Here is a 21,431-nt window from a genome sequence, read left to right on the forward strand (position 1 = left end):
AAAATGAACTGCTAAAAAAGCTCGATCTACTCGAAAGGCAGGATGTTGAAAAAGAAATAAAAGTGGCTGTAGAGCTGAAGTTTGAACTCATTTATCGGACGATCAGAACGTATAAATTGAAGCGGTTGGTCAGATATCTATGCGATGTTATGGAAGTATCACGTTCCGGATATTACAATTACTTCTCTGGAAAATCAGTGCAAAAGCGCGTAGCTAAAGCCAAAACAGATGAGATTATAAAGGAAATGATTTTAAAGGCGTATCATTTTCGTGGACGAAAAAAAGGAGCACGCCAAATCAAAATGACATTAGAAAATCAATACAAGATGACGTACAACTTAAAGCGTATCCGCCGTATTATGAAGAAATTTGAAATCATCTGTCCCATTCGAAAGGCTAATCCGGCCCGTAGAATGGCAAAAGCAACGAAAGAACATCGCACATGTCCAAACGAATTAAAGCGCAATTTTAAGCCAGGCGAGGCGGGAAAGGTGTTATTAACCGACATCACCTATTTAACGTACAAAGGCAATAAACGTGCGTATTTATCGACGATTAAAGACGCACAGACGAATGAAATTTTAGCGTATGAAGTTTCTTCTTCGTTAAGTATAGGAATTGCGCTAAACACGCTTCGTAAATTACAGAAGCATCGCCATTTAGCCAAAGATGCCTTAATCCATTCCGATCAAGGCTTTCATTATACGAATCCACAATTCCAATCCGTAGTGAAGAAAATGGGATTAAGACAATCCATGTCACGTCGAGGCAATTGTTGGGATAACGCCCCCCAAGAATCATTCTTTGGGCATTTTAAGGATGAAACGAATATCAAAGAATGCGAAACATTAGAAGAAGTAAAACGAGAAATTAAGAGTTATATGACGTACTACAATCATTATCGAGGGCAATGGAATTTGAAAAAGCTGCCGCCTGTAAAATACAGACAGCAGCTTCAACAAGTTGCCTAGTTCTTTTTCAAAATGTCCTTTACAAAGGGTACACTTTATGTAAGAGCGGCCCTTTTTTACATACATTACTTTTATGCCAATGCCATCTGCAGCGCAGTCAGCGCAATCCCGATAACAAATCCGGTAACAGCTCCGTTGATCCGAATCCATTGCAGATCCTGTCCAACCTTATCCTCAATCATCGAAACCAAAGTGGCATTGTCCATTTTGTCCACATTTTCGCGTACCAGTTTACCGATTTTGGAATGGTTTTTCTCCAGCAGTGTTGTGACGCCATCCACAATCTTGGCATTCATGCCTGTCATCAACTCGTCATCCGCCCGCAGATCAACCAATACCCGCTCAATGGCAGGCAGTGCATACGTATCTACATACTGTCCATCTTCCATTGCGGCGAGCGCCTTGTCTCTCAGTTCGGTGAGTTTGTTCAGCACCGTTTCCTCTGCGTTCCAGCCCTCCAGCATATTGTTCTTCCAACTGTTGATTCCATCTTGCATAGCCTCGCTCATTGCCAGACGCACCGTCTGGGTACGTACCATATCAAGCACCTTGTACCTTAGAGCGCTGCCTTCACGTTTCATATCCTCTACCCGATCGAAGAGATATCCTTGTAAAATGCCACCCAGACGCTCCTCGTTCATATAACCCAGGAACGCATTCATCGCAAACTGCATCAATCCGTTCATCTGAATGCCGCTGATGGCTTTCATGCCGCTCTCACCCAAAAACATCACCGTCTCGGGTTTAACCAGCCACTCCTCGGCTTGCTTCAGTCCATAGTCCAGCGCTTTGGCGTCGTACCCCCGCTCTGTCATCTGGTGGGCAGCCCGTTCCAGAATCGGACCCAGATCAAAGGCGCCCGCTTGTGACTTGATCTCACGTGCTACGAGTGGAGCAATCTGCTCTAACGGCAGACCAGCCAGAATTCGTTTGCAGAGCGTATCAATCATGATCTTGATCCCGTCACTGTGAAGCTCACGGGTCAACGTATCGAGCACCGTCTCTGCTGCTTTGAAATCTGCAATTTTCTCGGTAATGCTGTCTTTGTTGAGCAAGTTATTCTCTACTGCGGAGACCAGACCTTCCGTCATTTTATCGCGATTTTTCGGCAGCAATGCCGTATGCGGAATTGGAATGCCGAGCGGGTGACGGAATAGTGCGGTAACTGCGAACCAGTCGGCAAGTCCACCTACGAGTCCCGCTTCAAATGATCCTACCAGCAACTTGCCCACGGGAACGCCCTGGAACGGCAAGGATGCAGCAAATCCTGCTCCCATCACTACGAGAGACCAGGCAGCTGCTTTTTTGGTTTGTTTAGGTTTAGCCATTGTATTCTTGCTCCTTTATCGTTAGTCGTACGGTCTGGTCTGTACCCGATTCCGTACTTCGTCTGTTCTTATGTAAACTCTCCAATCACAAAGTCTTGACTTCCATATTTCGTATACTTCATCTTATCACCCACAAGCGTCAAAACCAAACCTCTGGTTGAAGAAAAAGGATAATAGCGGCGTTTACTTCGTAAAATGGATCACTCCCTTTTCCAAGACCAGGCAGATTTTAGTATAATCATTCAAGACGGCCCTTCGATATCGATTGGCTGCTGAACAGCAGGGTAATTACATAGTGGAACAATGAATCAATAAGAGGAGGAATTTCGAACCATGAAACACGTGCAGGACACAACCACGCTCTATAACGGAGTCAAAATGCCATGGCTGGGTTTTGGGGTATTCAAAGTTAAAGACGGAGACGAAGTCGTTCATGCTGTCAAAACAGCCATTCAAGCTGGTTATCGCAGCATCGACACAGCCAAAGCGTATAACAACGAAACAGGTGTCGCTCAGGGTATTCGTGAATCTGGAGTAGCTCGGGAGGATCTGTTCATTACCACTAAAGTATGGAATAGCGATCAGGGGTATGAATCCACGCTAGCTGCCTTCGAAGCCAGCATGGAACGACTCGAACTGGAGTATCTGGATCTCTATCTTATCCACTGGCCGGTTAAGGGCAAGTACAAAGATACATGGAGAGCACTGGAGAAACTCCATAAAGAAGGACGCATCCGGGCGATTGGTGTGAGCAACTTCCAGATTCACCATCTGGAAGACTTGATGATCGATGCCACGATCAAACCAGCAGTTAATCAGGTGGAGCTTCACCCACTACTGATTCAGTCAGAGCTTCGTGAGTACTGCAACAAACATCAGATTCAGATCGAAGCCTGGTCTCCGCTCGGACAAGGTCATCTGATGGATCATCCGTTGCTTCAAGACATCGCCGCCAAATACAGCAAGTCCCCCGCACAAGTGATTCTGCGCTGGGATCTGCAGAACGGCATCGTGACCATACCCAAATCGGTCACCCCTGAGCGTATTTACGCGAACACCGATCTCTACGATTTCGAGTTAACTTCGGAAGAAGTAGAGCAGATTAACGGACTGAACGAGAACAAACGCTTTGGTTCTGATCCAGACAACTTTAACTTTTAATATAAGCAGATTAATTCGATTACACCCGCCTTCGATCTTAGAAGAGCGGGTGTTTTGGTATGTAATGTTATAGGCAGTCTATTCGTTGTTAAGAATGGAGGCGAGGCACGCTATCCTATTCAGGGCTGAAAAAAAGTTTTTTTGACCGTTTAGAACTATTTTGTCTCCTCATCAGTCTAACGAGTGTCAAGCGAACTCAAGCACTTATATAGAATCCAGGCCTGGAACGAGCGGTGACTTGAATATTTAGGTTGATCAGGGGGGATCAGGAGTGATTAGACTGAACCATAGAAAGACAAAAGAAGAACAGTTCAGCGAAAAAATAACAGAGATTCAAAATAAATTATATCGACTGGCATACTGCTATGTTAAAAATGAACAAGAAGCGCTGGATATCGTATCCGAAGCGGTCTATAAAGGGTTCATCGCTTATGGAAAGATGGAGTCCATGACGTATTTTGATTCCTGGATGTCACGAATTGTGATTAACACAGCGATAGATCATATACGACGCAACCAGCGAGTGACCTATATGGAGGATCATGTGCAGGAGTTGGTGGCTCCAGAGCGAGGGGCGTCGCTGGAGGAAAAAATGGATCTATATAACGCACTGGACCGGCTTATCCCCGAGGAAAGAGCCTATATCATCTTAAAATTCTTTGTGAATCTGCCTTTTCGAGAGATGGCTGAAGTGCTCTCCATACCGGAAAATACAGTTAAGTCCAAATTCTATCGTATTATCAAAAAATTAAAATTTTATTTGATTGAAGGAGAGGTTGAGAACGTATGACAGGAAAAGATCGTTACGAAAATATTGAAATCCCTGCTCAACTTAATGATGTTATTCATCATGCACAGAAAAGAGCCACTGCTCGCAAAAGTTCATCTCGAATGATTCGCTATGCTTCAGTCATAGCGGCATGTGTTGCTTTTGTCTTTGTCGTGAACATCCCTTCCGTAGCAAACGCCATGTCCAAAATACCTGTGGTCGGCTCTATTGTTCAGGTGTTGCAATTTGGCGATGGAGGCAAAGTTACAGATGGAGTCACCATTGGCACGGAGACAACCGAAAATACGCTTAAAATCAATTTCGGTATAGATGAAGGTGAATCCGTTGCCCATGTCCCATCTTATAAAGTAGAACACAAAGAAGCACCTAACCGTCTTATTTTCACCTTCCAAGGCATCCGTTTCATCGATTTTGCCCAGATTGAAAAAAATTTCCTAACGCAACCTTTGGTGAAGGATGTGTATCGTAATATTATTTTGGATGACTCAGCCATCCGTTTCGTTGTTGAGTTAAAAGAAGGTGTACAGTATTCAGTGACCGAATATGAGAATCCTGGATCTATGGAGATAAAACTCACTTCAGACGGTAAACCTGTGCCACCTCGAGAGGTATTCTCTCTTCGTACAGAAGAGATGCCTGCAGGAGAATGGATGGGTCACTTGGCAGAGTCATATCCTGAAGAAGATATCTCATATCTGAAAACGTCCACTGGTAAATTCACTGCTGTCATCGGAGCCTATGATACTGCCGAAGAAGCTGAGCTTAAGCTCAAGGAAATTTCAGAGCAGCCGTCTTATGCCGGAGACTTCTATATGGACAGCTGGATGAGTAACGAGAATCCACAGTGATCAGTTATTGCCAAAAGTGATACTGAGACAAAAGGGAATCCTACACCCCTGAACTGGGTATAGACCTCAGCATATTTAATATGCTAAATCCAAAAAAATCCCGATTCGGATGCCCTGAGCATCTCCGATCGGGATTTTCACATATCAAAACCTATTCGCTTTTGGATACCAGCTTGAAATCATCAAAGTGGAAACCTGGCGCTACTACGCAAGTTACCAGTACAGGCTCATCGCCCAGCGGGCGTGCTGTCTGCCATACGCCGGCAGGAACGAGCACCTGTGGTGATTGCCCCGCAGCAATATCCATCCCCAGAACAAGAACTTCCTCGTTCTCCGGGTTCTCCCCGTTGCCGCCCAGCTTCAGTTCAACTGGACTGCCGCTGTGCCACAGCCAAAGTTCATCGGACAGAACCGTATGCCACTCGGAGATTTCATGTGCGTGTAGCAGGAAATACGTGGAACTTGCCGAGAAGCGTGGGCCGGAGTATGTATCCGGCAGAACGGATTGTGGAATCTGATAAGATGCCTTCCATTCTTCCTTATACCAACCGCCTTCAACGTGAGGTTGCATATTGAGCGCAGCAACCAATGGCGATAATTCATGTGTCGTCATAACCTGTTTCCTTCCTTCCAAATCATATTGGAGACACTCCTTAACCAGAGTTTCGCCTCTCTCCCCCTACTCTAAAACATCATTCAAGTTTTGTCACCTTGACAGCACATATGGGTCATGCCAGATTCGTTCTCTCGGTATTTAACGATATGATTAAAGAAATATTTCATTTCCGATGATAGCGTTTACAAAAAGATGGATGTTCCGTTATGATATGGATATCGTTGTTAATCCGTGAAGCAGAGGGGAGCTGTACCATGAGTCTCATAGAGGATCGGATTGGACCCAAATACCGAATCGGTGAACATTCATTTACCATTGAACATATGCGAAGACATGATGGAAATGGTATGCCACAACCTCACGCTCATCCATTCTACGAACTGTATTACTTACTTGAAGGTGAACGAGTGTATTCCATGAATGGTCAGATACTGTCCGCCCGCAAGGGTGATTTTATTCTGATTAATCCACACGATGTACATACCACTTCCAAAGGAAGTATTCCCGGCTTCGAACGGATATTAATCGGTTTTTCGCCTGCTTTTGCAACGGGGATGGAACTTGGCATATGTGGTCTGCTGCCTTTTAATTGTTCAAGACTCCTTCGCCTGCCTGAAGCGGAACAGCCCGAGATGGAGCGTATATTGTGGCAGATGCTGCAAGAATGCAAAGAGCGACGCCCTCACTATGAGATCGCCGTAAGAAGTCTGCTTGCCCAACTTTTGATCCGTATTCATCGGGTAGAGGAGAACATCCGGCAGTCATGCCCCGGTCCCTTGCATCCGATGCAGGACAAAATCAGTGAAATTGTCACTTATGTGAATAAAAACTATACCGAACCACTTACGCTGGAGGGTGCAGCCAATCGTTTTTATATCAGTCCATCCTATCTGAGCCGAATGTTCAGCCGGTTTACCGGGTTTCGATTTAGCGAATATTTGCGTGTTGTTCGTGTCCGGGAGGCTCAACGAAGATTACTGTCCACACAAGAGCGTGTCCAGATGATCGCTGAAAAGGTAGGATTTGAGCATACGGCTCATTTTAACAAAACATTCAAACAGGTTACCGGTACAACACCGCTGCGCTATCGCAAGGAACACCGGTAGATCATCAGATAACTTCATATAGAAGCCGAGTGGGTAGCCTCGCTCCAGAGATTACGTACTCCTTATATCAAAAGGCATCACGATTACTGGATCTATGGCTGCACCACTACGGCTGAATTGGACCAACTTGTATAAACCCTATTACATACCTTTTACCTGCGAATGATCACACCACTTCGTACCTCGGGACCCACAGAGATCTGACGACCGTCTGTGTCTGCATCGCCTTCACGACATACAATGCCTGCGGACTCGTGTCCAGTCACCATCAGAAGTCGCCCATCTGCACCTTTGCCCTGAATACTTTCTAATTCTGCCCCTTTACACTGGTGCAAATGAATCAACGGACCTTCGGTGATCTGCGCCTGCAATTCAGCGATATGCAGATGTTTCGCATGAGCACATTGGATACCACTGCGAGCTTGCACATTGTAACGCTGGATGATCACCCCATCCAAAGGCTGTTCCGGCAATCCACTCACAAGCAACGCAGTGTCGGCACCGGCACAGACCACATCCGATATTCGAATATCCCGGAACACTGGCGTCTCTTCGCTAATCTCCTGAGATAGATCACTGCCCCGGGCAGACCCTTCCTGATTTGCATAGAAAAAGGAAAACGAGATCGCTTCCATAATGATATCTTTCATATATATGCGCTCAATCTGAATGTCCTCAACCACTCCGCCGCGCCCACGTGCGCTTTTGAAGCGAAGTCCAATGTCCGTGCCGATAAATGTACAATCCGACACACGCACATGCCGCACACCACCGGACATTTCACTGCCAATGACAAACCCGCCATGACCGTGATACACCGTGCAATCCCGAATGGTGATGTACTCCGATGGCAGGCCAAGTTCCCGGCCTTCGGCGTCTTTGCCTGATTTCAGACAGATCGCATCATCACCGACATCGAATACACTCTTCTCCACCACCACATGACGGCAGGATTCAATGTCCAGCCCATCTCCATTCTGAGAAAACCACGGATTCCGCACACTCACGTTACGAATGGTGACATGCTCAGATGCCCAGGGGTGCAGATTCCATGCAGGCGAGTTCTGGAACGTTGGACCGTCCAGCAGTACCCGTTTGCATCTCCGTAAACTGACCATGTTGGGACGTAAAAAGTCTCTGACTTCTTCATAGGCAGCGACATCACGTACCTGCTCCTGATGCAATCGATTCGCAATGGTGCCGCCTTCAAGTGCAGCTGTGGTAGGCCACCAGATTTCTTCATCTCCGCCGGATTGCTCTACAACACCACCGGAAGCGACCAATCGTTTCCATTGTGAAGTGGTCATTTTGGAGCGTTTCACCGGACGCCAGGCTTCCCCTCCACCATCCCATATCCCCTCACCAGTAATCGCAATATCCTCCAGTTCATCTCCATCGATCGGGGATTGGCAACGTACCACCTGCCAGCCTTCGAAGCTTGATGCAATTAAAGGGTAGTGATCAAAATCTCGGCTAAATGTAACCAGCGCCCCTTCTTCCACATGTAGTTCAATACGGCTGCGCATTACAATCGGACCTGTGAGCCACACCCCGGCAGGAATTATGATTCTCCCACCTCCTGCTTCAGCACATGAAGCGATGGCAAGTCGAAACATCTCCGTATTATCTGTTACGCCGTCTCCAACAGCTCCATAGTCTGTAAGCTGAAAATCCTGTACAGGAATGACAGGCAAATTGGCTTCATAAGCTCGAACATCGGACTGGGCACTTGCTCTCGACATTGGGGAGTGATATGTATTCATCGTGCAGAATCATCCTCTCTACCTGTAATGGAATTGTTATGAGATCAACATTTAGCTACGATCTACTTCGTTTCTTCTCAGACGGGCACTCTCTCGCTCCATCATATCAATGGCAAGAAGTGCAAGGTTAAGCTTTTTTGCCATGTACACGTGGAACTTGATGCTATTTGTTTTTATAATTCAAAGTCATAAATCAAACATCACTTTCAGTATACTCTATACAACTATTCCAAAGGTTGGAAAACAACTAGGAGAATAGTTTCATTTTTCTGTCAGGATTCGTCACAAGGCATTTAATAATATGACAGATATATAACACAATCACTGGCTATAGCCCTAGAAAACCTATTACTTATGTCATGTTTTATCACAAACCAATTGCCATAAGCAGGATGACTATGTATGATTAAATAACTAGTTTCAATTTATTCCTTATTATTCCTTTTACACACAGACGTTGCAGAAAGGATGGGGTGTACTCTTGATTGAATTTAGAGGTGTCCAGAAGCATTTCGGTCATTTTCATGTCCTCAAGGATATCCATCTTCACATTGAAGAAGGAGAGGTCGTCGTCATTATCGGACCTTCCGGCTCCGGCAAAAGCACGTTACTCCGCTGTATTAACCGCCTGGAGACCATTACCGAAGGTGAACTTGTCGTCAGTGGGATTCCTCTACATCAGAAAAAGGTGGACATTAACCTCTTCCGCCGTGACATCGGCATGGTATTTCAACACTTCAATCTTTATCCTCACAAAAAAGTCATCGATAACATTAACCTTGCACCCATGAAGGTGCGCAAACAACCCAAAGAACAGGCATCCGCAACAGCAATGAAGTATCTGACCCGGGTGGGCATTGCCGACAAAGCAGACAGTTATCCCTCCCAGTTGTCCGGTGGACAGCAACAACGGGTAGCTATCGCCAGAGGACTTGCCATGGAGCCCAAAATCATGCTTTTTGACGAACCTACCTCTGCTCTCGATCCCGAGATGATCGGGGAAGTCCTCGATGTTATGCGCTCCCTTGCCCATAATGGCATGACCATGGTCGTCGTTACCCATGAGATGGGATTCGCCCGCGAAGTTGCGGACCGGGTCATCTTCATGGACGAAGGCCGAATTGTAGAAGAGGCCAACGCTGCCGAATTTTTTGACAACCCCAGAGAAGAACGAGCACAGCAATTCCTGAGCCGTCTGATTCATCATTGAGAATAATCCACTATTCCATTTTGAAAGGGGTCTTTATTCATGAAGAAATTATTGAAATGGCCATCATTTATGCTTGTCCTCATTCTCTCCCTTGTATTGTCAGGTTGTAGTACAGGTACAGATACACCTTCAGCGAGCGGTGGTGGTGACGCCGAGGCGAAAGGCACGATTGAGCGGATTAAGGAACGCGGCAAGCTCATCGCCGGTGTGAAATATGATACGAAGCTGTTTGGCTTGAAAGATCCCGCAAGTGGCAACGTTGAAGGGTTCGATATTGACATCGCCAAGGCACTCGCCAAACAGATCCTTGGAGATGAGACTAAGGTCGAACTGAAAGAGGTCACTTCCAAGACGCGTATTCCCATGCTGCAAAATGGAGACATCGACATCATCATCGCCACAATGACAATTACGGATGAGCGTAAGGAACAGGTAGATTTCAGTGATGTTTATTTCGAGGCAGGCCAGTCTCTGCTGGTGAAAAACGACAGTGCGATTACCGGCCTGGAAAGCCTCAGCGGGGTGAAAGTGCTCGCGGTGAAAGGCTCCACATCCGCTCAGAACATTCGCGAGAAAGCCCCGGATGCTGAGGTGCTTGAATTCGATAACTATCAGGATGCATTCACTGCTCTCAAAGCAGGTAAAGGCGAAGCGTTGACCACAGATAACATCATCCTCATCGGCATGCAACAGACGGATAACAGCTTCCAATTAGTTGGTGGTAATTTCACAAGCGAACCTTATGGTATGGCCATTCGCAAAGGCGACACTGCCTTCGTGGAGGAAGTCAACACGCTGCTCAAAAGCATGAAAGACAGCGGGGAATATGACACATTACATGAGAAATGGCTGGGCTCCAAGCCCGAGTAACCCGAATTAAGATAGGTAAGCGGCGAATTCATCTGCTGGATGCGAAGCATGAGCAGATGTAATCGCCGTTTCTACATCTGGAGAACGGAGGCTTCGCCTATATGGGCACATTGGATTTCAGCGTACTGATGCGACACTCGGATCGTTTTCTGGAAGGATTCCTGAATACTATTCAAGTGGGCATTATGGCTCTCATTGGCAGCTTTATCCTTGGTGCGATCCTGGCTATCTTTCGGATATCCCCTGTGAAACCGCTGAACTGGATCGGCACGGCTTTTGTGGAATTTATCCGAAACATCCCATTGCTGCTGGTTGTATTTTTCTTCTATCTTGGACTGCCTGCACTAGGCATCTCGCTGGATGGATTTGTTTCCGGTACTCTGGGTCTGACCATCTACACCGCCGCTTTCATTGCCGAAGCGATCCGAGCGGGCATTCAGACCGTGCCGCGTGGACAACTCGAAGCAGCAAGGTCTTCAGGCTTGTCCTATGTACAGGCCATGAACCTGATCATTCTGCCCCAGGCCATCAAGATTGTATTGCCGTCCATCGGCAACCAGTTCATCAATTTGGTCAAAAACTCATCCATTCTTGCCGTTGTCGCCGGCATGGATCTTATGTATTTTGCCGACCTGGTTAACTCGGATACGTTCCAACCGCTAAGTGTGTACACCATTGTTGCGCTGTTCTATCTGGTGCTGACACTACCACTCAGCTTCCTGGTGCATTATATGGAGCGCAGGTTTGGACAGAGCGATGCAGAAGCACGCAGCACCAAGGGCAAACCGAAAAAGAACAAACCGGCAGGTCAGGTCACCATGTAACTGATCGACTTGTACCTCCGCAGATTTTTAGGGAGATATATCGGCTTGTCCATGTGGTTTAAATGAGTACTGGATCGTCTGTGTTTTACTGGCATTGGTGATCATGTCACAGTGCATATTGTAATTCACTGCTACGGTGCTTGAGTTGCTTTATACACAAGTCCATGCCCCATCTATTGATCTTCGATATTCCATTCCTGCATACAGAAGGAGGCTAATAAAATATGGACTTTAGCGGGGCCTATGCGTGGCCCAACCTTCGTTTCCTGCTTCAAGGATTCCTGATTACCCTGCAGGTAGCAGGGCTATCCATTATATTCAGCTTTGTGCTCGGCACTGTGCTGGGTACGATCCGGTTTACCCGTATCCCTGTTCTGTCACAGATCGTGGCAGTGATCGTGGATACGATCCGGAATCTGCCGCTGCTGCTCATCATTTTCTTCATCCACATGGTACTTCCACAGCTCGGGATTAAAATGTCCGTCTTCTGGTCCACAGTTGTTGGACTGAGTCTGTTTGAAGGCGCGATGATCGCCGAGATCGTCCGTAGCGGTCTGAAGTCCGTTGAGCGCGGTCAGGTGGAAGCTGCCCGCTCCTCGGGCCTGAGCTACATGCAGACTCTCGGTGGCATCATCATGCCACAGGCGCTACGCCGCATGTCCCCACCGATGGTCAGCCAGTTCATCTCACTCCTGAAGGATACTTCACTGGCAATCATCATCTCTCTGCCGGAGCTGATGCACAACGTGCAGATCCTTGGCGGTCAAAGTTTCGATTACATTATCCCGGCCCTGCTGCTCGCAGCCGTATTGTATTTTGTCATCAACTACGCGCTGTCCATTGTCGCAAGGCGACTTGAGGCACGCATGAATTGATAACCGAAGGAAATAAGGTATGGAAGAATACTAAACATGAAGGAACATGAAAGAACCGAAACCTCGTGATTGATCAGATGTGAAGGAATAGGCATGAAGGAATAGAGATGAAGGAAAGAACCACATGGATGAAAAGAAAGAAAGCGCCCCAAAGGCTCCAAACCCACCTATGCAGTCGATTTGGAGTCTTTGGGGCTAAAATTATGCTCATCAATTCACGAGCTTCCCACCAATTTCTAACGAACCGAGGGAAGCTTATTTAGCTATTTTTGAGATAGTATCTAATCTAACGAATCGTAGACGCTCTATTTTTCCGATTCACCCCGCTTTTACCCCCTATTTCAGGGTTTTGAGTAAAATAACTTCACTGAGATTCGTTACATTTTTCGTTTCAGCTCATATCCCCGAATTAGACGTCTCAGGTTCGTTAAAACTTACGCCACCGCGAATTAAATAAACACCCACTCCCACTATTAATGATTCACCAGATTCGCCAGATTCGCCCAATTCGTCCACAATCAGCTCATCCGCTAGATCGCTGCTCCGTTGCGACGTAATTCCGCCTGTAACAGCGCGATCGGCAGTTCCACCGGGTCCAGCATCATCTTCACTGTTAGTGCAGCCGCTGTCCCTGCCGCCTCCCCGGTAGCCATACAGCTTGGAGTCAACCTTGTCGTTGCATGCGCCTCATGTGTGGTGGAGATGCAGCGTCCTGCCGCCAGCAGGTTGCGTATATTGCGAGAGATCAGACAACGATACGGAATATCGTACGCCCCATCTCCCTCTATAAAGGCAGCAACAACGCCTTGACCCGAAGGGTCATGAATATCAATCGGATAACCACTTCTGGCAATTACATCGTCGAACTTTCGTCCTGCAACCACATCAGCCTTGGTCAACGCATAATGCCCAATGATCCGTCTCGATTCACGAATACCAATCTGCGGCGCTACTGCCGAGATCGAAGCCCGTTCGAATCCAGGCACATCACGCTGCAAAAACTCAGCAATCATCAGCACCTGCTTCCGACCTTCCTGTTCAGCAGAGGTCAGATCCTCTGCATCTGTGGCATCAAGCCCCTGCACCCGGGTACAATTAATCAGCACTTCATCCTCCGCCGGCCCAGTAAAAAACAACACCTGATCGCGATTAATCGGCACACCCGCTTTTTTCCATTGGGAATAGAAGCCGCTCACGCCAGTTAACGGAATGCTGTCCAGCTCCGAGAAGGGGGTCTTGGCATAAAAATCTTCCGGGTGCTCCTGCATGTATTTCTTCACTCGTCCAAGATCCACACCACGCATGCGGAATTTCATGGTCATCGGCTGTGACTGATGGTCTCCGTCTCGTCCCTTTGCCACAGAAGCACCCCCAAGATAAGCCAGATCCGCATCCCCGCTTGCATCCACGAATACGTTCGCCTGAAACTCCATTCGTCCAGACTTGTTTGTCACTCGCACCGCTTCCACCCGATCCTCTGCAACGACCACTTCATCCACGAAGCTGTGCAATAACAGCCGGACACCAGCTTCCTGCAACATCTCTGCCGCAACCACCTGAAAGATGGCTGGATGGTACGGCGTGACAGTATGTACAAATCCAACCGTATCACGCAGATGCCCGGGGGAGCCTCCGCAGGCCTGCAATCGATCCACGATCTCCTGTGCAATGCCCTTAATAACCTGCTCACCACGCTCCGTGTGAAAAGTCATCCAGGGATAGACCATGGCAGCGGTTGACATCCCGCCAACGAATCCATATCGCTCCACCAGCACTGTTCGTATACCCTGCCGTCCAGCCGCAATAGCTGCCGCTATACCCGCAGGGCCCCCTCCCACAATAACGACATCTGCTTCTTCCTTTTTCATGCTCATCCGTTCACGCAAATGTTGTCCCTCCTTCCGTTCTATTGCACGTATTACACGGCTTACTCTTTCAGTCCCGTCATGGCAACCCCCTCAATGAAGCGCCGTTGTGCCAGAAAAAAGACAATAAGCAGTGGCAAGGTCGCCATGACGGTGGCGCTCATCAGATATTGCCAGGCTGTACCCACTTCATCTGTGAACAGGGATAATCCAAGCGGCAGCGTCATTAGATCACGCGAGTTAATGAAGATCAACGGATCAAAAAACTCATTCCAGATCGTCACAAACGTAAAGATTGTCAGCGTAGCCATACCGGGCTTGGCAATGGGCAGCATAATTCGAGCATAAATTCGGAATCGGTTGCAGCCGTCAATCATCGCCGCTTCCTCCAGCTCCGTTGGCACCGTAATGAAGAACTGCCGCATCACAAAGATGCCAAATACGCCCCCCGCACCAAAGATCGGCAATAATATAAGCGGAAGATGGGTATCAATCCACCCCAGTTGTCGCATGAACAGAAACATCGGTATCGCCGTCACCTCATGGGGAATCATCATCGCACTCAGCAGGATGAGAAATACCACATTACGTCCCTTAAACGGAATTTTGGCGAATGCGTAACCGGCGAGAGAGGCAAAAAATACTGTTCCTAGCACAACCAACGCAGAAATGTAGATACTGTTCCAATAAAAACGGTGAAACGGAATCAATCGAAAGACATCGATGTAGTTCTGAAATCGAAATGGTTCCGGTATCCACTGCGGTGGATAGGTGAATATGCTCTGGGGTTCCTTGAATGATGTCGATATCATCCAGATAAATGGCACAATCATAATGAGGGAAATCAGGGTCAGCAACAAATACGTCCCTAGAGTACTTCCTATCTTCCGCCCCGAAGGACTAGGCATCGCCTTCATTGAATACCCACCTCTTTCGGAGCTGCCATTGCAGCAGCGTCAGAATTAGCACGATAAAGAACAGTACATATGCGAGAGCAGAAGCGTAGCCAAACTGAAATAATTTGAATGCTTTTTCCCAGATATAATAAACCAATACCTTCGTGCTGTTGCTCGGCCCGCCCTGTGTCATCACATAGATCTGCCCGAATACTTTGAGTGAACCAATCACGGTCATGACTACGGTCAAAAACACGGTTGGCGTGATCATAGGCAGCGTGACGTGAAAGAAGGTTCCCCTCTTGCCCGCCCCGTCTAATGTTGCTGCTTCGTACAGTGAACGCGGTACCTGCTGAATCGCTGCAATGAACAGCACCATATTCAGACCGACATTTTTCAGCACACTTGTCACGATAACCGCTGGCATTGCCAAATCCGGATTGTAAAGCCAGGCCGGACCCTTAATACCCAGCATCAACAGAAGCTGATTAATCAATCCAGACTCTGTCGCATACATCAGCTTCCACACGATGGCCCATACGATTAGCGAAGTCATGACCGGAACAAAGATGGCGGTTCGGAAAATTCCGATGCCCCGCAGATTTCTGGACAGCAGCAACGCAAGCAGCAGGGCGAGCACAATATTAAGCGGCACCAGCCCCGCTGTGAAATAGACCGTATTGGCAAGCACTTTCCAGAACATGGCGTCTGTCATAATATTCCGGTAATTATCCAATCCAATAAAATGATGATCCCCCAGCAGCGGCCAATCGGTTAGACTCATGTATAACGCGAGACCCATGGGAAATAACAGCAGCAGGGTAAACCCAAGCACCATTGGCGATACAAACAGCCAACCCGCGATCTGGGCCTCTCTGGCGAGCGGCCCCCCTCTTTTGCGCTTGCGTAGATGGGTCAATCAGGCCTCCCCCTTTTAATCAAATTTCCTCCGAAGCTGAACTCTGCGATGATTCTGTATTAGTCCGGACGGTTCAGGCTGTCCACCGCATTGCGGAACTCATTCACAGCCCTTCGCAACTGCTCCTCCGTGTTGCCTGTCACGACCGCCCCAAGCATGATCGCCTTTACTCCGGTATCGCGCAGCACTCGAACATCCTCCGGCACCAGCTTTCGCTGGGAAGGAACCAATACCGGTATCTGGGCTTGCAAGACCAGACGGCGATACTTAAGCACATCCGCGAAGCTTAGCGGTGTACCATATTCTTTTCCAGGTACAATGGATGCCTCCAGAGCGGTGAAGCCGAAGTGCGCTGCCGATGTTACGAGGGAAGCATCATATTCCTCATTGATCGCAAACGTTGGGTCCAGCCCCAAGTCACTCAGCATGAAAGATGGCAAGTGATGTGCATAGATGGAATAGAAGTCAAAACCCAGCCCGGAAAGCACCTCCACATCCTCCCTTTGTGCTCCATCAATACTGCCAGAAGGTACGACCCCAAGCGGACCACCAAACTCACTGCGGATCGCCCGAAACACCTCGGCGTACATGTCCAATGGACCAAAATGATTCCCGCTGGCGCGATGACCGACATTATAATGTACCTTCAGTGCATCAGCGCCCTCTTCCATGGCTACCCGAGCCAAACCAATATCATTCTCAGGCAGGCTGACCACCAGCGACAGCGGTTTCCGCTCAAGTAATTCTTTGAATTTGCCTATCGTTCTCACCTCCGGTTTCGATCAAATGATTTAGGGTTGTAACACACTTTGGATCTCTTCCTGCATTTGTTTCAGGTTATCCTCAGCTGTCGCTGTCTTTGCAAACAGTCGGTCAAATCCCTGCAATACCGCATTGTCGATATCCTGCCAACGGATATGACCGGGAATTAAGCGCGCTTTTGGCATTTCATCAATGACGGCCTGCACGATATGCTCTTTGCTTGGGTTGTTCGGCTGAAGAATGAATGCCTCTGAGTTCAGAACAGAAGTACGCGGAGGCACAAAATAGGTGGCTGTCGCCTGAATCCCCTGCTCACTGGCAAAATACTTCAACAGCTTCTTCGTTTCCTCTGGATGTTTGCTGTCGTTGAACATGGCATATCCGGCCTGCCCCAGCATCGGCACACTGCCTTGAGAACCGGAAGGCATAGGAGCGATGCTCCATTCAAAATCCGTAATCTCCCTTGCTTTGGAAACATAGCTGTAATTATCAAAAAACATGCCCACATTGCCCGCATCGAAGCTGACCTGTTCGCCCGCCTTCGGGTGTGATTCATCGGTGAACATCATGCGTTCCAGCAATTCAAAGGTCTGTACGCCATAGGCATCGTTCCAGGTGAACGTTGTCATGCCTTCGTCGAATGGACCGCTTCCATTGGACCAGGAGTAGGAAGAAAGCACCGCCCAGGTCTTCCAGTCGCGAAAAAAGTTGGCACCATAGATCCGGTTGGTTGCATCCTTGCTGGTAATGGCTTTGGCGGACTCTTCGAACTGTTCCCATGTCCATTGTCCTTGGGTGGCAAGTGTGTTTGGATAAGTCAGGCCGGCTTGGTCGAACAGCGTTTTATTGTAAAACATGACCACCGGAGGTGTAGAAAAAGGTAGTCCCAGCAGTTGATCGCCATCACGGAACAAATCCAATGTACTTGGAATATAATCATCCAGCTTAAACTGTGCATCACCCTTGAACTCGGATACATCGGCCAGAATGTGGTTGGACTTGAATTGCGGCACCATTCGCTCCGATACCCAGGCGAGATCGGGAAGAGAGCCTCCGGCGGCAAGCACCGAAATTTTTTGCTGGTATTCTGCGAAAGGTACGGATTCCATCGTTACTTTGATGCCTGGATTTTCCTTCGTGAAGTCATCGATCAACTTGTTGTACACATCCATATGAGCCTGATTGCCCCACATCATGAACTTCAGCTCGACCTCTCCGTTCTCTCCGCTTGAACTGCCAGATTCACTGCCGGAATCGGAGCTTGTGCACGCGATTGAAGCCATCATCATGAGTATAAACACCAGTATCAGTCCTGCTTTTTTCATGGAAATCCCCCTTATGGACGTCGTGGTATACATGTGCAACCAAAGTATAACGAAAGCATCGCTCCCCCTTAAATCACGTCAACTACAGAAATGGTATGGTTTTTCAAGAGATACTGAATCGGTCTCGATATTCTCCTGCGGTCCATCCCACCTGCTGCTTGAACACCAGCATGAAGTGTTTGGGGCTCTGATGCCCGGATAACCGTGCCACATCATAGATTTTGAGACCTGTGTTGATCAGCAACCACTTGGCCCGCTCCATACGTGCCTCCGTGATGTATTCGGAATAATTGATGCCTATTTCGTTCTTGAACAACTGGCTTAAATAAGTAGGGTTCAAGTTAACGAGATCTGCTATCGTCTGAAGTCGCAGATCTCCATCGGGATGTTGCTTGATGTGCTCCTTCACATCTCGGATGATCTTCCGTGTATCTCCACCAGCGTGTTCTGTTTTCCCAGATGGCTCAGGGGTAGAAAGGGTTGAAATACCGTATCTGCGATCCAGCAGCATTTGAATCTTTTGTATGCATAATGCCAGTTCATAACGATCGATTGGCTTCAACAGGTAGTTCAACACCCCAAACTCCATAGCTCTGCGTGCATATTCAAACTCGCCGTAGCCGCTAATGATGAGCATTAGCAATTCAGGGTACATGTCTCTTGCTTTGCTTACCAAAGTTAATCCGTCCATTTCACGCATGCGGATATCCGTGATTAACACGTCCGGCACCTCACTTCTCAGAAAATCCAGCGCCTCGGTACCGTTCGACGCTTCGCCCGTTACCTGAAACTGAGAAGATACTTGTACGATCAGCTCCCTCAGTCCCTGACGGATGACCGTCTCATCCTCTACAAGCAATACTTTATACATGCGCTTCAATCCCCTTTCGGTAGAAGTTGAATGGATATCGTGACCGCCAGGCCCTGCCCGGGACTTCCATCAATGCTTAGGCTGCCGCCTTCTCCATACATGAGGCGAAGCCTCTGGGCGATATTGTTAAGCCCCAGACTGTCCCCGGCATGGCAACGTAATGCCTCATTGGAAGGCTGTTTTGATATGGACTCATTTAACTCGTCAATCTTTGTCTGAGCCATACCCTTACCGTTGTCTCGTACACTAATCAGTAGCTCGTGGTCGAATTTCAAGGCAGATACCCAGATTACTCCTCCATTTTCCTGCCCTTCAATGCCATGGTAGACTGCATTCTCCACCAGCGGTTGTAGTACCAGCTTGGGAATCAAATACTCCGTTATTGCTTCTTCGATGTCATAGATAATCTCTAACTTGCCGTCGTAACGTACCTGCTGAATGCGTACATAGGATTGTACAAAAGCAAGTTCTTCCCCAAGCGGAACCATCCGGTCCACCTTATCAATCGTATAGCGCAGCAGCTTGCCAAGTGCCGTTACCATGTCCGACACCTCTGCGTGCTTCTGGCGAATGGCCATCATGTTAATGGATTCCAGCGTGTTGTATATAAAATGGGGATTCATCTGGCTTTGCAACGCTGATAACTCTGCCTCCCGCTCTTGAATGCCCAGCAGAAACACCTCATTGAACAGTCGATGAATCTCTTCCATCATTCGGTTAAAGCCCCGGCTCATCTGTCCGAATTCATCACTGCTGAAGTGTGATACACGCTGGCTAAAATCTCCCTGCTCCACCCGAATCATGTGGTGCTTCAGTCGAATCAGTGGCCGGGTGATACGATAGGATAACAGAACCGCCAGAATCGCTATACCCGCCATACATAACACTGCGAACCATATTGTGAAGGTGAGCATCTCACCCGACTCCTTTTGAATCACGGCAATAGGTGTAAGACTGATCACCGAAAGCCCGGAATAGCTGGAATGATGTTGTACATAGAGATAGGGCTGCCCATCCAGAACAACTTTTTGGTTTCCTGCATAGCTTTGAATCTGTCCATGCATTAGCAACTGGTCGTACGCAGACATTCCTCCGGTCGAGGTCCGCTCGAACAGAAGACGCTGCTTGCTGTCTACAATCATCAGACTTGCATCTTGCTCATAATTCAGATTGGATAACAGTTGGCCGAAGGCCTCCAGACGGATGTCAATCAGAATGTAACCCAATCGCTGGAGCGTACCCGGATCACGCAGCACTCTGGCCACCGATATATACGATTCTTGCTGACCGCCCATGTAATAGCCGGGGTCATGCGGAGGAAGCAGGCGCCATGTCCCTTCCGAGTCTTCAAGCTCTGCAAACCAATCATCCTGCCTGCTGTCCCATACCGGCTTGACCGCCAGCGAATCGAGATTGGAGAACAGGATGCCGCTGTTGCTGATCAGATGAATTCCCCGGATCTCGGGCCGGTCATAAGCTTGACCAGATGTGTAAAGCTTCATTTTCAGATAATCCTCAGACCTCGCCCATGTACCCGACCCCATTGAAGCGTTGTATTTGCCCAGAATGCCAAGCACCATCTGATCGTAAAGCGGCAAGAGCGACAACCGCTCAAAGTCCTTCAGCAGCCGATTCAGATTGGCGTTAATCTGGCGAACCAGTTCAATGGTGAACTGCTCGGTCTTGCGATCCATCGTCTGCGAGAAATGCTTGTAGTTCATCACTCCCTGCAAACTTAGCGGCAGCAACGTCAGCGCCAGGAACAACAGGAGCAACTTGGTGCGCAGGTTTACGTTTTTTCCGAGAAAAATGCGTACCTTGTCCATCATTTCCGTTCATCCCTCCCTCTCCCGATCATTGTATGAGACCCCTTCACAGATCAATCTGGATATAACTGGGGTCATCATATCCAGTTTTAATGATCATCCGCTATCCTGCCAATCCTTGAATTGGTACGGAATTTCAAGTTATCCGCATTGGTTTCAGGGTGAACGCCAAAAAGCCGACTGTATCGCTACAGTCGACTACGCTATTTCTATAAAACACTAATTAGACAAAAAAAACCGACTGCATTATGCAATCGGTTGTCTGTTCCTGAGTTGGCTTTTATATTTGAATCGATAATATTCATTAATAAGCTCGTCCAGTACCATGGACTGTCGGAGGACTTGGTTGTCCTGCATGCCATGATTCTCCGCCAAACGACTCAACTCTTGCCTGTTCCGTTCGATTTTATCTGTGATCTGTATCGGTTCACTCACAGCATGCACCCCCTCTTTGTATAACATTTTAGGATACATTGCCAAAAAATTCATATTATATTCCTTTGCAGAATAAAATGTTTATTTACAAAGGTTTTCAAAGAAATTCAACCTTTTTCATACTTATATGTTGAACTACAGATTAAATTGTAAATAAGAAAAAAAGTATT

19 protein-coding genes and 1 pseudogene are annotated in these 21,431 nt (G+C 47.8%); 9 read left to right on the forward strand and 11 right to left on the reverse strand.

Features of this window, described 5'->3' with window-relative positions; translation table 11 throughout:
- A partial coding sequence (locus tag D829_RS0121645; RefSeq protein WP_017691027.1) for an IS3 family transposase occupies positions 1-971 on the forward strand: 971 nt, incomplete at its 5' end.
- A gap of 71 nt (positions 972-1,042) precedes the next feature.
- Here D829_RS0121645 and D829_RS0121650 read toward each other — a convergent pair.
- Positions 1,043-2,299, reverse strand: a complete 1,257-nt coding sequence (locus D829_RS0121650) for a DUF445 domain-containing protein (RefSeq protein ID WP_017691028.1) — start codon at positions 2,297-2,299, stop codon at positions 1,043-1,045.
- Positions 2,300-2,632: 333 nt separating this feature from the next.
- Between D829_RS0121650 and D829_RS0121655 the strand changes: the two genes are divergently transcribed.
- The 3 genes from D829_RS0121655 to D829_RS0121665 all read left to right on the forward strand — a co-directional run bounded on the left by D829_RS0121655 (position 2,633) and on the right by D829_RS0121665 (position 5,098).
- Entirely contained in the window at positions 2,633-3,460 is an 828-nt protein-coding gene (locus D829_RS0121655; RefSeq protein WP_017691029.1) for an aldo/keto reductase, read from the forward strand.
- A gap of 271 nt (positions 3,461-3,731) precedes the next feature.
- A complete protein-coding gene (locus tag D829_RS0121660) occupies positions 3,732-4,250 on the forward strand; it encodes a sigma-70 family RNA polymerase sigma factor (protein ID WP_017691030.1) in 519 nt (172 codons plus the stop codon).
- On the forward strand, positions 4,247-5,098 hold the full coding sequence (locus D829_RS0121665; RefSeq protein ID WP_017691031.1) for a DUF4179 domain-containing protein: 852 nt from the start codon (positions 4,247-4,249) through the stop codon (positions 5,096-5,098). Before D829_RS0121660 ends, D829_RS0121665 begins: the two co-directional genes overlap by 4 nt.
- A 151-nt stretch (positions 5,099-5,249) precedes the next feature.
- Here the strand turns inward: D829_RS0121665 and D829_RS0121670 are convergent, their stop codons facing one another.
- Positions 5,250-5,711: a cupin domain-containing protein gene (locus D829_RS0121670; protein ID WP_017691032.1), complete on the reverse strand. Its 462-nt coding sequence runs from the start codon at positions 5,709-5,711 to the stop codon at positions 5,250-5,252.
- A 257-nt stretch (positions 5,712-5,968) separates the two neighbouring features.
- On the opposite strand from D829_RS0121670, the gene D829_RS0121675 reads away from it, so the two are divergent.
- Positions 5,969-6,820 (forward strand): AraC family transcriptional regulator, encoded by an 852-nt coding sequence (locus tag D829_RS0121675; protein WP_017691033.1) that lies wholly within the window; start codon positions 5,969-5,971, stop codon positions 6,818-6,820.
- A 152-nt stretch (positions 6,821-6,972) separates the two neighbouring features.
- On the opposite strand, the gene D829_RS0121680 is transcribed toward D829_RS0121675, so the two are convergent.
- Positions 6,973-8,583 (reverse strand): glycoside hydrolase family 28 protein, encoded by a 1,611-nt coding sequence (locus D829_RS0121680; RefSeq protein WP_017691034.1) that lies wholly within the window; start codon positions 8,581-8,583, stop codon positions 6,973-6,975.
- 481 nt (positions 8,584-9,064) lie between these two features.
- On the opposite strand from D829_RS0121680, the gene D829_RS0121685 reads away from it, so the two are divergent.
- The 4 genes and pseudogenes from D829_RS0121685 (at position 9,065) to D829_RS0121700 (ending at position 12,362) form a co-directional block, all read left to right on the forward strand.
- Complete coding sequence (locus D829_RS0121685; protein WP_017691035.1) at positions 9,065-9,793, forward strand: amino acid ABC transporter ATP-binding protein; 729 nt, start codon at positions 9,065-9,067, stop codon at positions 9,791-9,793.
- Between the two features lie 39 nt (positions 9,794-9,832).
- Positions 9,833-10,663 carry a transporter substrate-binding domain-containing protein gene (locus D829_RS0121690; protein ID WP_017691036.1) on the forward strand — a complete coding sequence of 277 codons (831 nt, stop codon included), beginning with the start codon at positions 9,833-9,835 and terminating at the stop codon, positions 10,661-10,663.
- Positions 10,664-10,764: 101 nt separating this feature from the next.
- Positions 10,765-11,418 (forward strand): annotated as a pseudogene (locus tag D829_RS0121695) (amino acid ABC transporter permease); the annotation flags it as partial.
- A 293-nt stretch (positions 11,419-11,711) separates the two neighbouring features.
- Positions 11,712-12,362, forward strand: a complete 651-nt coding sequence (locus D829_RS0121700; protein WP_017691038.1) for an amino acid ABC transporter permease — start codon at positions 11,712-11,714, stop codon at positions 12,360-12,362.
- A 530-nt stretch (positions 12,363-12,892) separates the two neighbouring features.
- Here D829_RS0121700 and D829_RS0121705 read toward each other — a convergent pair.
- From D829_RS0121705 to D829_RS0121740, 8 genes are all read right to left on the reverse strand, one after another.
- Positions 12,893-14,230, reverse strand: coding sequence for an FAD-dependent oxidoreductase (locus D829_RS0121705; protein WP_026081338.1), 1,338 nt, complete (start codon positions 14,228-14,230; stop codon positions 12,893-12,895).
- 59 nt (positions 14,231-14,289) lie between these two features.
- Positions 14,290-15,144: a carbohydrate ABC transporter permease gene (locus D829_RS0121710; RefSeq protein ID WP_017691040.1), complete on the reverse strand. Its 855-nt coding sequence runs from the start codon at positions 15,142-15,144 to the stop codon at positions 14,290-14,292.
- The gene (locus tag D829_RS0121715; RefSeq protein WP_017691041.1) at positions 15,128-16,042 is read right to left on the reverse strand and encodes a sugar ABC transporter permease; all 915 of its coding nucleotides are present in this window, start codon (positions 16,040-16,042) and stop codon (positions 15,128-15,130) included. The genes D829_RS0121710 and D829_RS0121715 overlap by 17 nt, the downstream gene beginning before the upstream one ends.
- Before the next feature lie 59 nt (positions 16,043-16,101).
- Positions 16,102-16,812, reverse strand: a complete 711-nt coding sequence (locus D829_RS0121720; RefSeq protein WP_017691042.1) for a hypothetical protein — start codon at positions 16,810-16,812, stop codon at positions 16,102-16,104.
- A 21-nt stretch (positions 16,813-16,833) separates the two neighbouring features.
- A complete protein-coding gene (locus tag D829_RS0121725; protein ID WP_017691043.1) occupies positions 16,834-18,129 on the reverse strand; it encodes a sugar ABC transporter substrate-binding protein in 1,296 nt (431 codons plus the stop codon).
- Positions 18,130-18,232: 103 nt separating this feature from the next.
- Positions 18,233-19,000 carry a response regulator gene (locus D829_RS0121730; protein WP_017691044.1) on the reverse strand — a complete coding sequence of 256 codons (768 nt, stop codon included), beginning with the start codon at positions 18,998-19,000 and terminating at the stop codon, positions 18,233-18,235.
- 5 nt (positions 19,001-19,005) lie between these two features.
- Positions 19,006-20,829 carry a sensor histidine kinase gene (locus D829_RS0121735; protein WP_017691045.1) on the reverse strand — a complete coding sequence of 608 codons (1,824 nt, stop codon included), beginning with the start codon at positions 20,827-20,829 and terminating at the stop codon, positions 19,006-19,008.
- 243 nt (positions 20,830-21,072) lie between these two features.
- On the reverse strand, positions 21,073-21,261 hold the full coding sequence (locus tag D829_RS0121740; RefSeq protein ID WP_026081340.1) for an aspartyl-phosphate phosphatase Spo0E family protein: 189 nt from the start codon (positions 21,259-21,261) through the stop codon (positions 21,073-21,075).
- Positions 21,262-21,431 lie beyond the last annotated feature (170 nt).

It is taken from the genome of Paenibacillus sp. PAMC 26794, from assembly GCF_000316035.1.
GTDB lineage: Bacteria > Bacillota > Bacilli > Paenibacillales > Paenibacillaceae > Paenibacillus.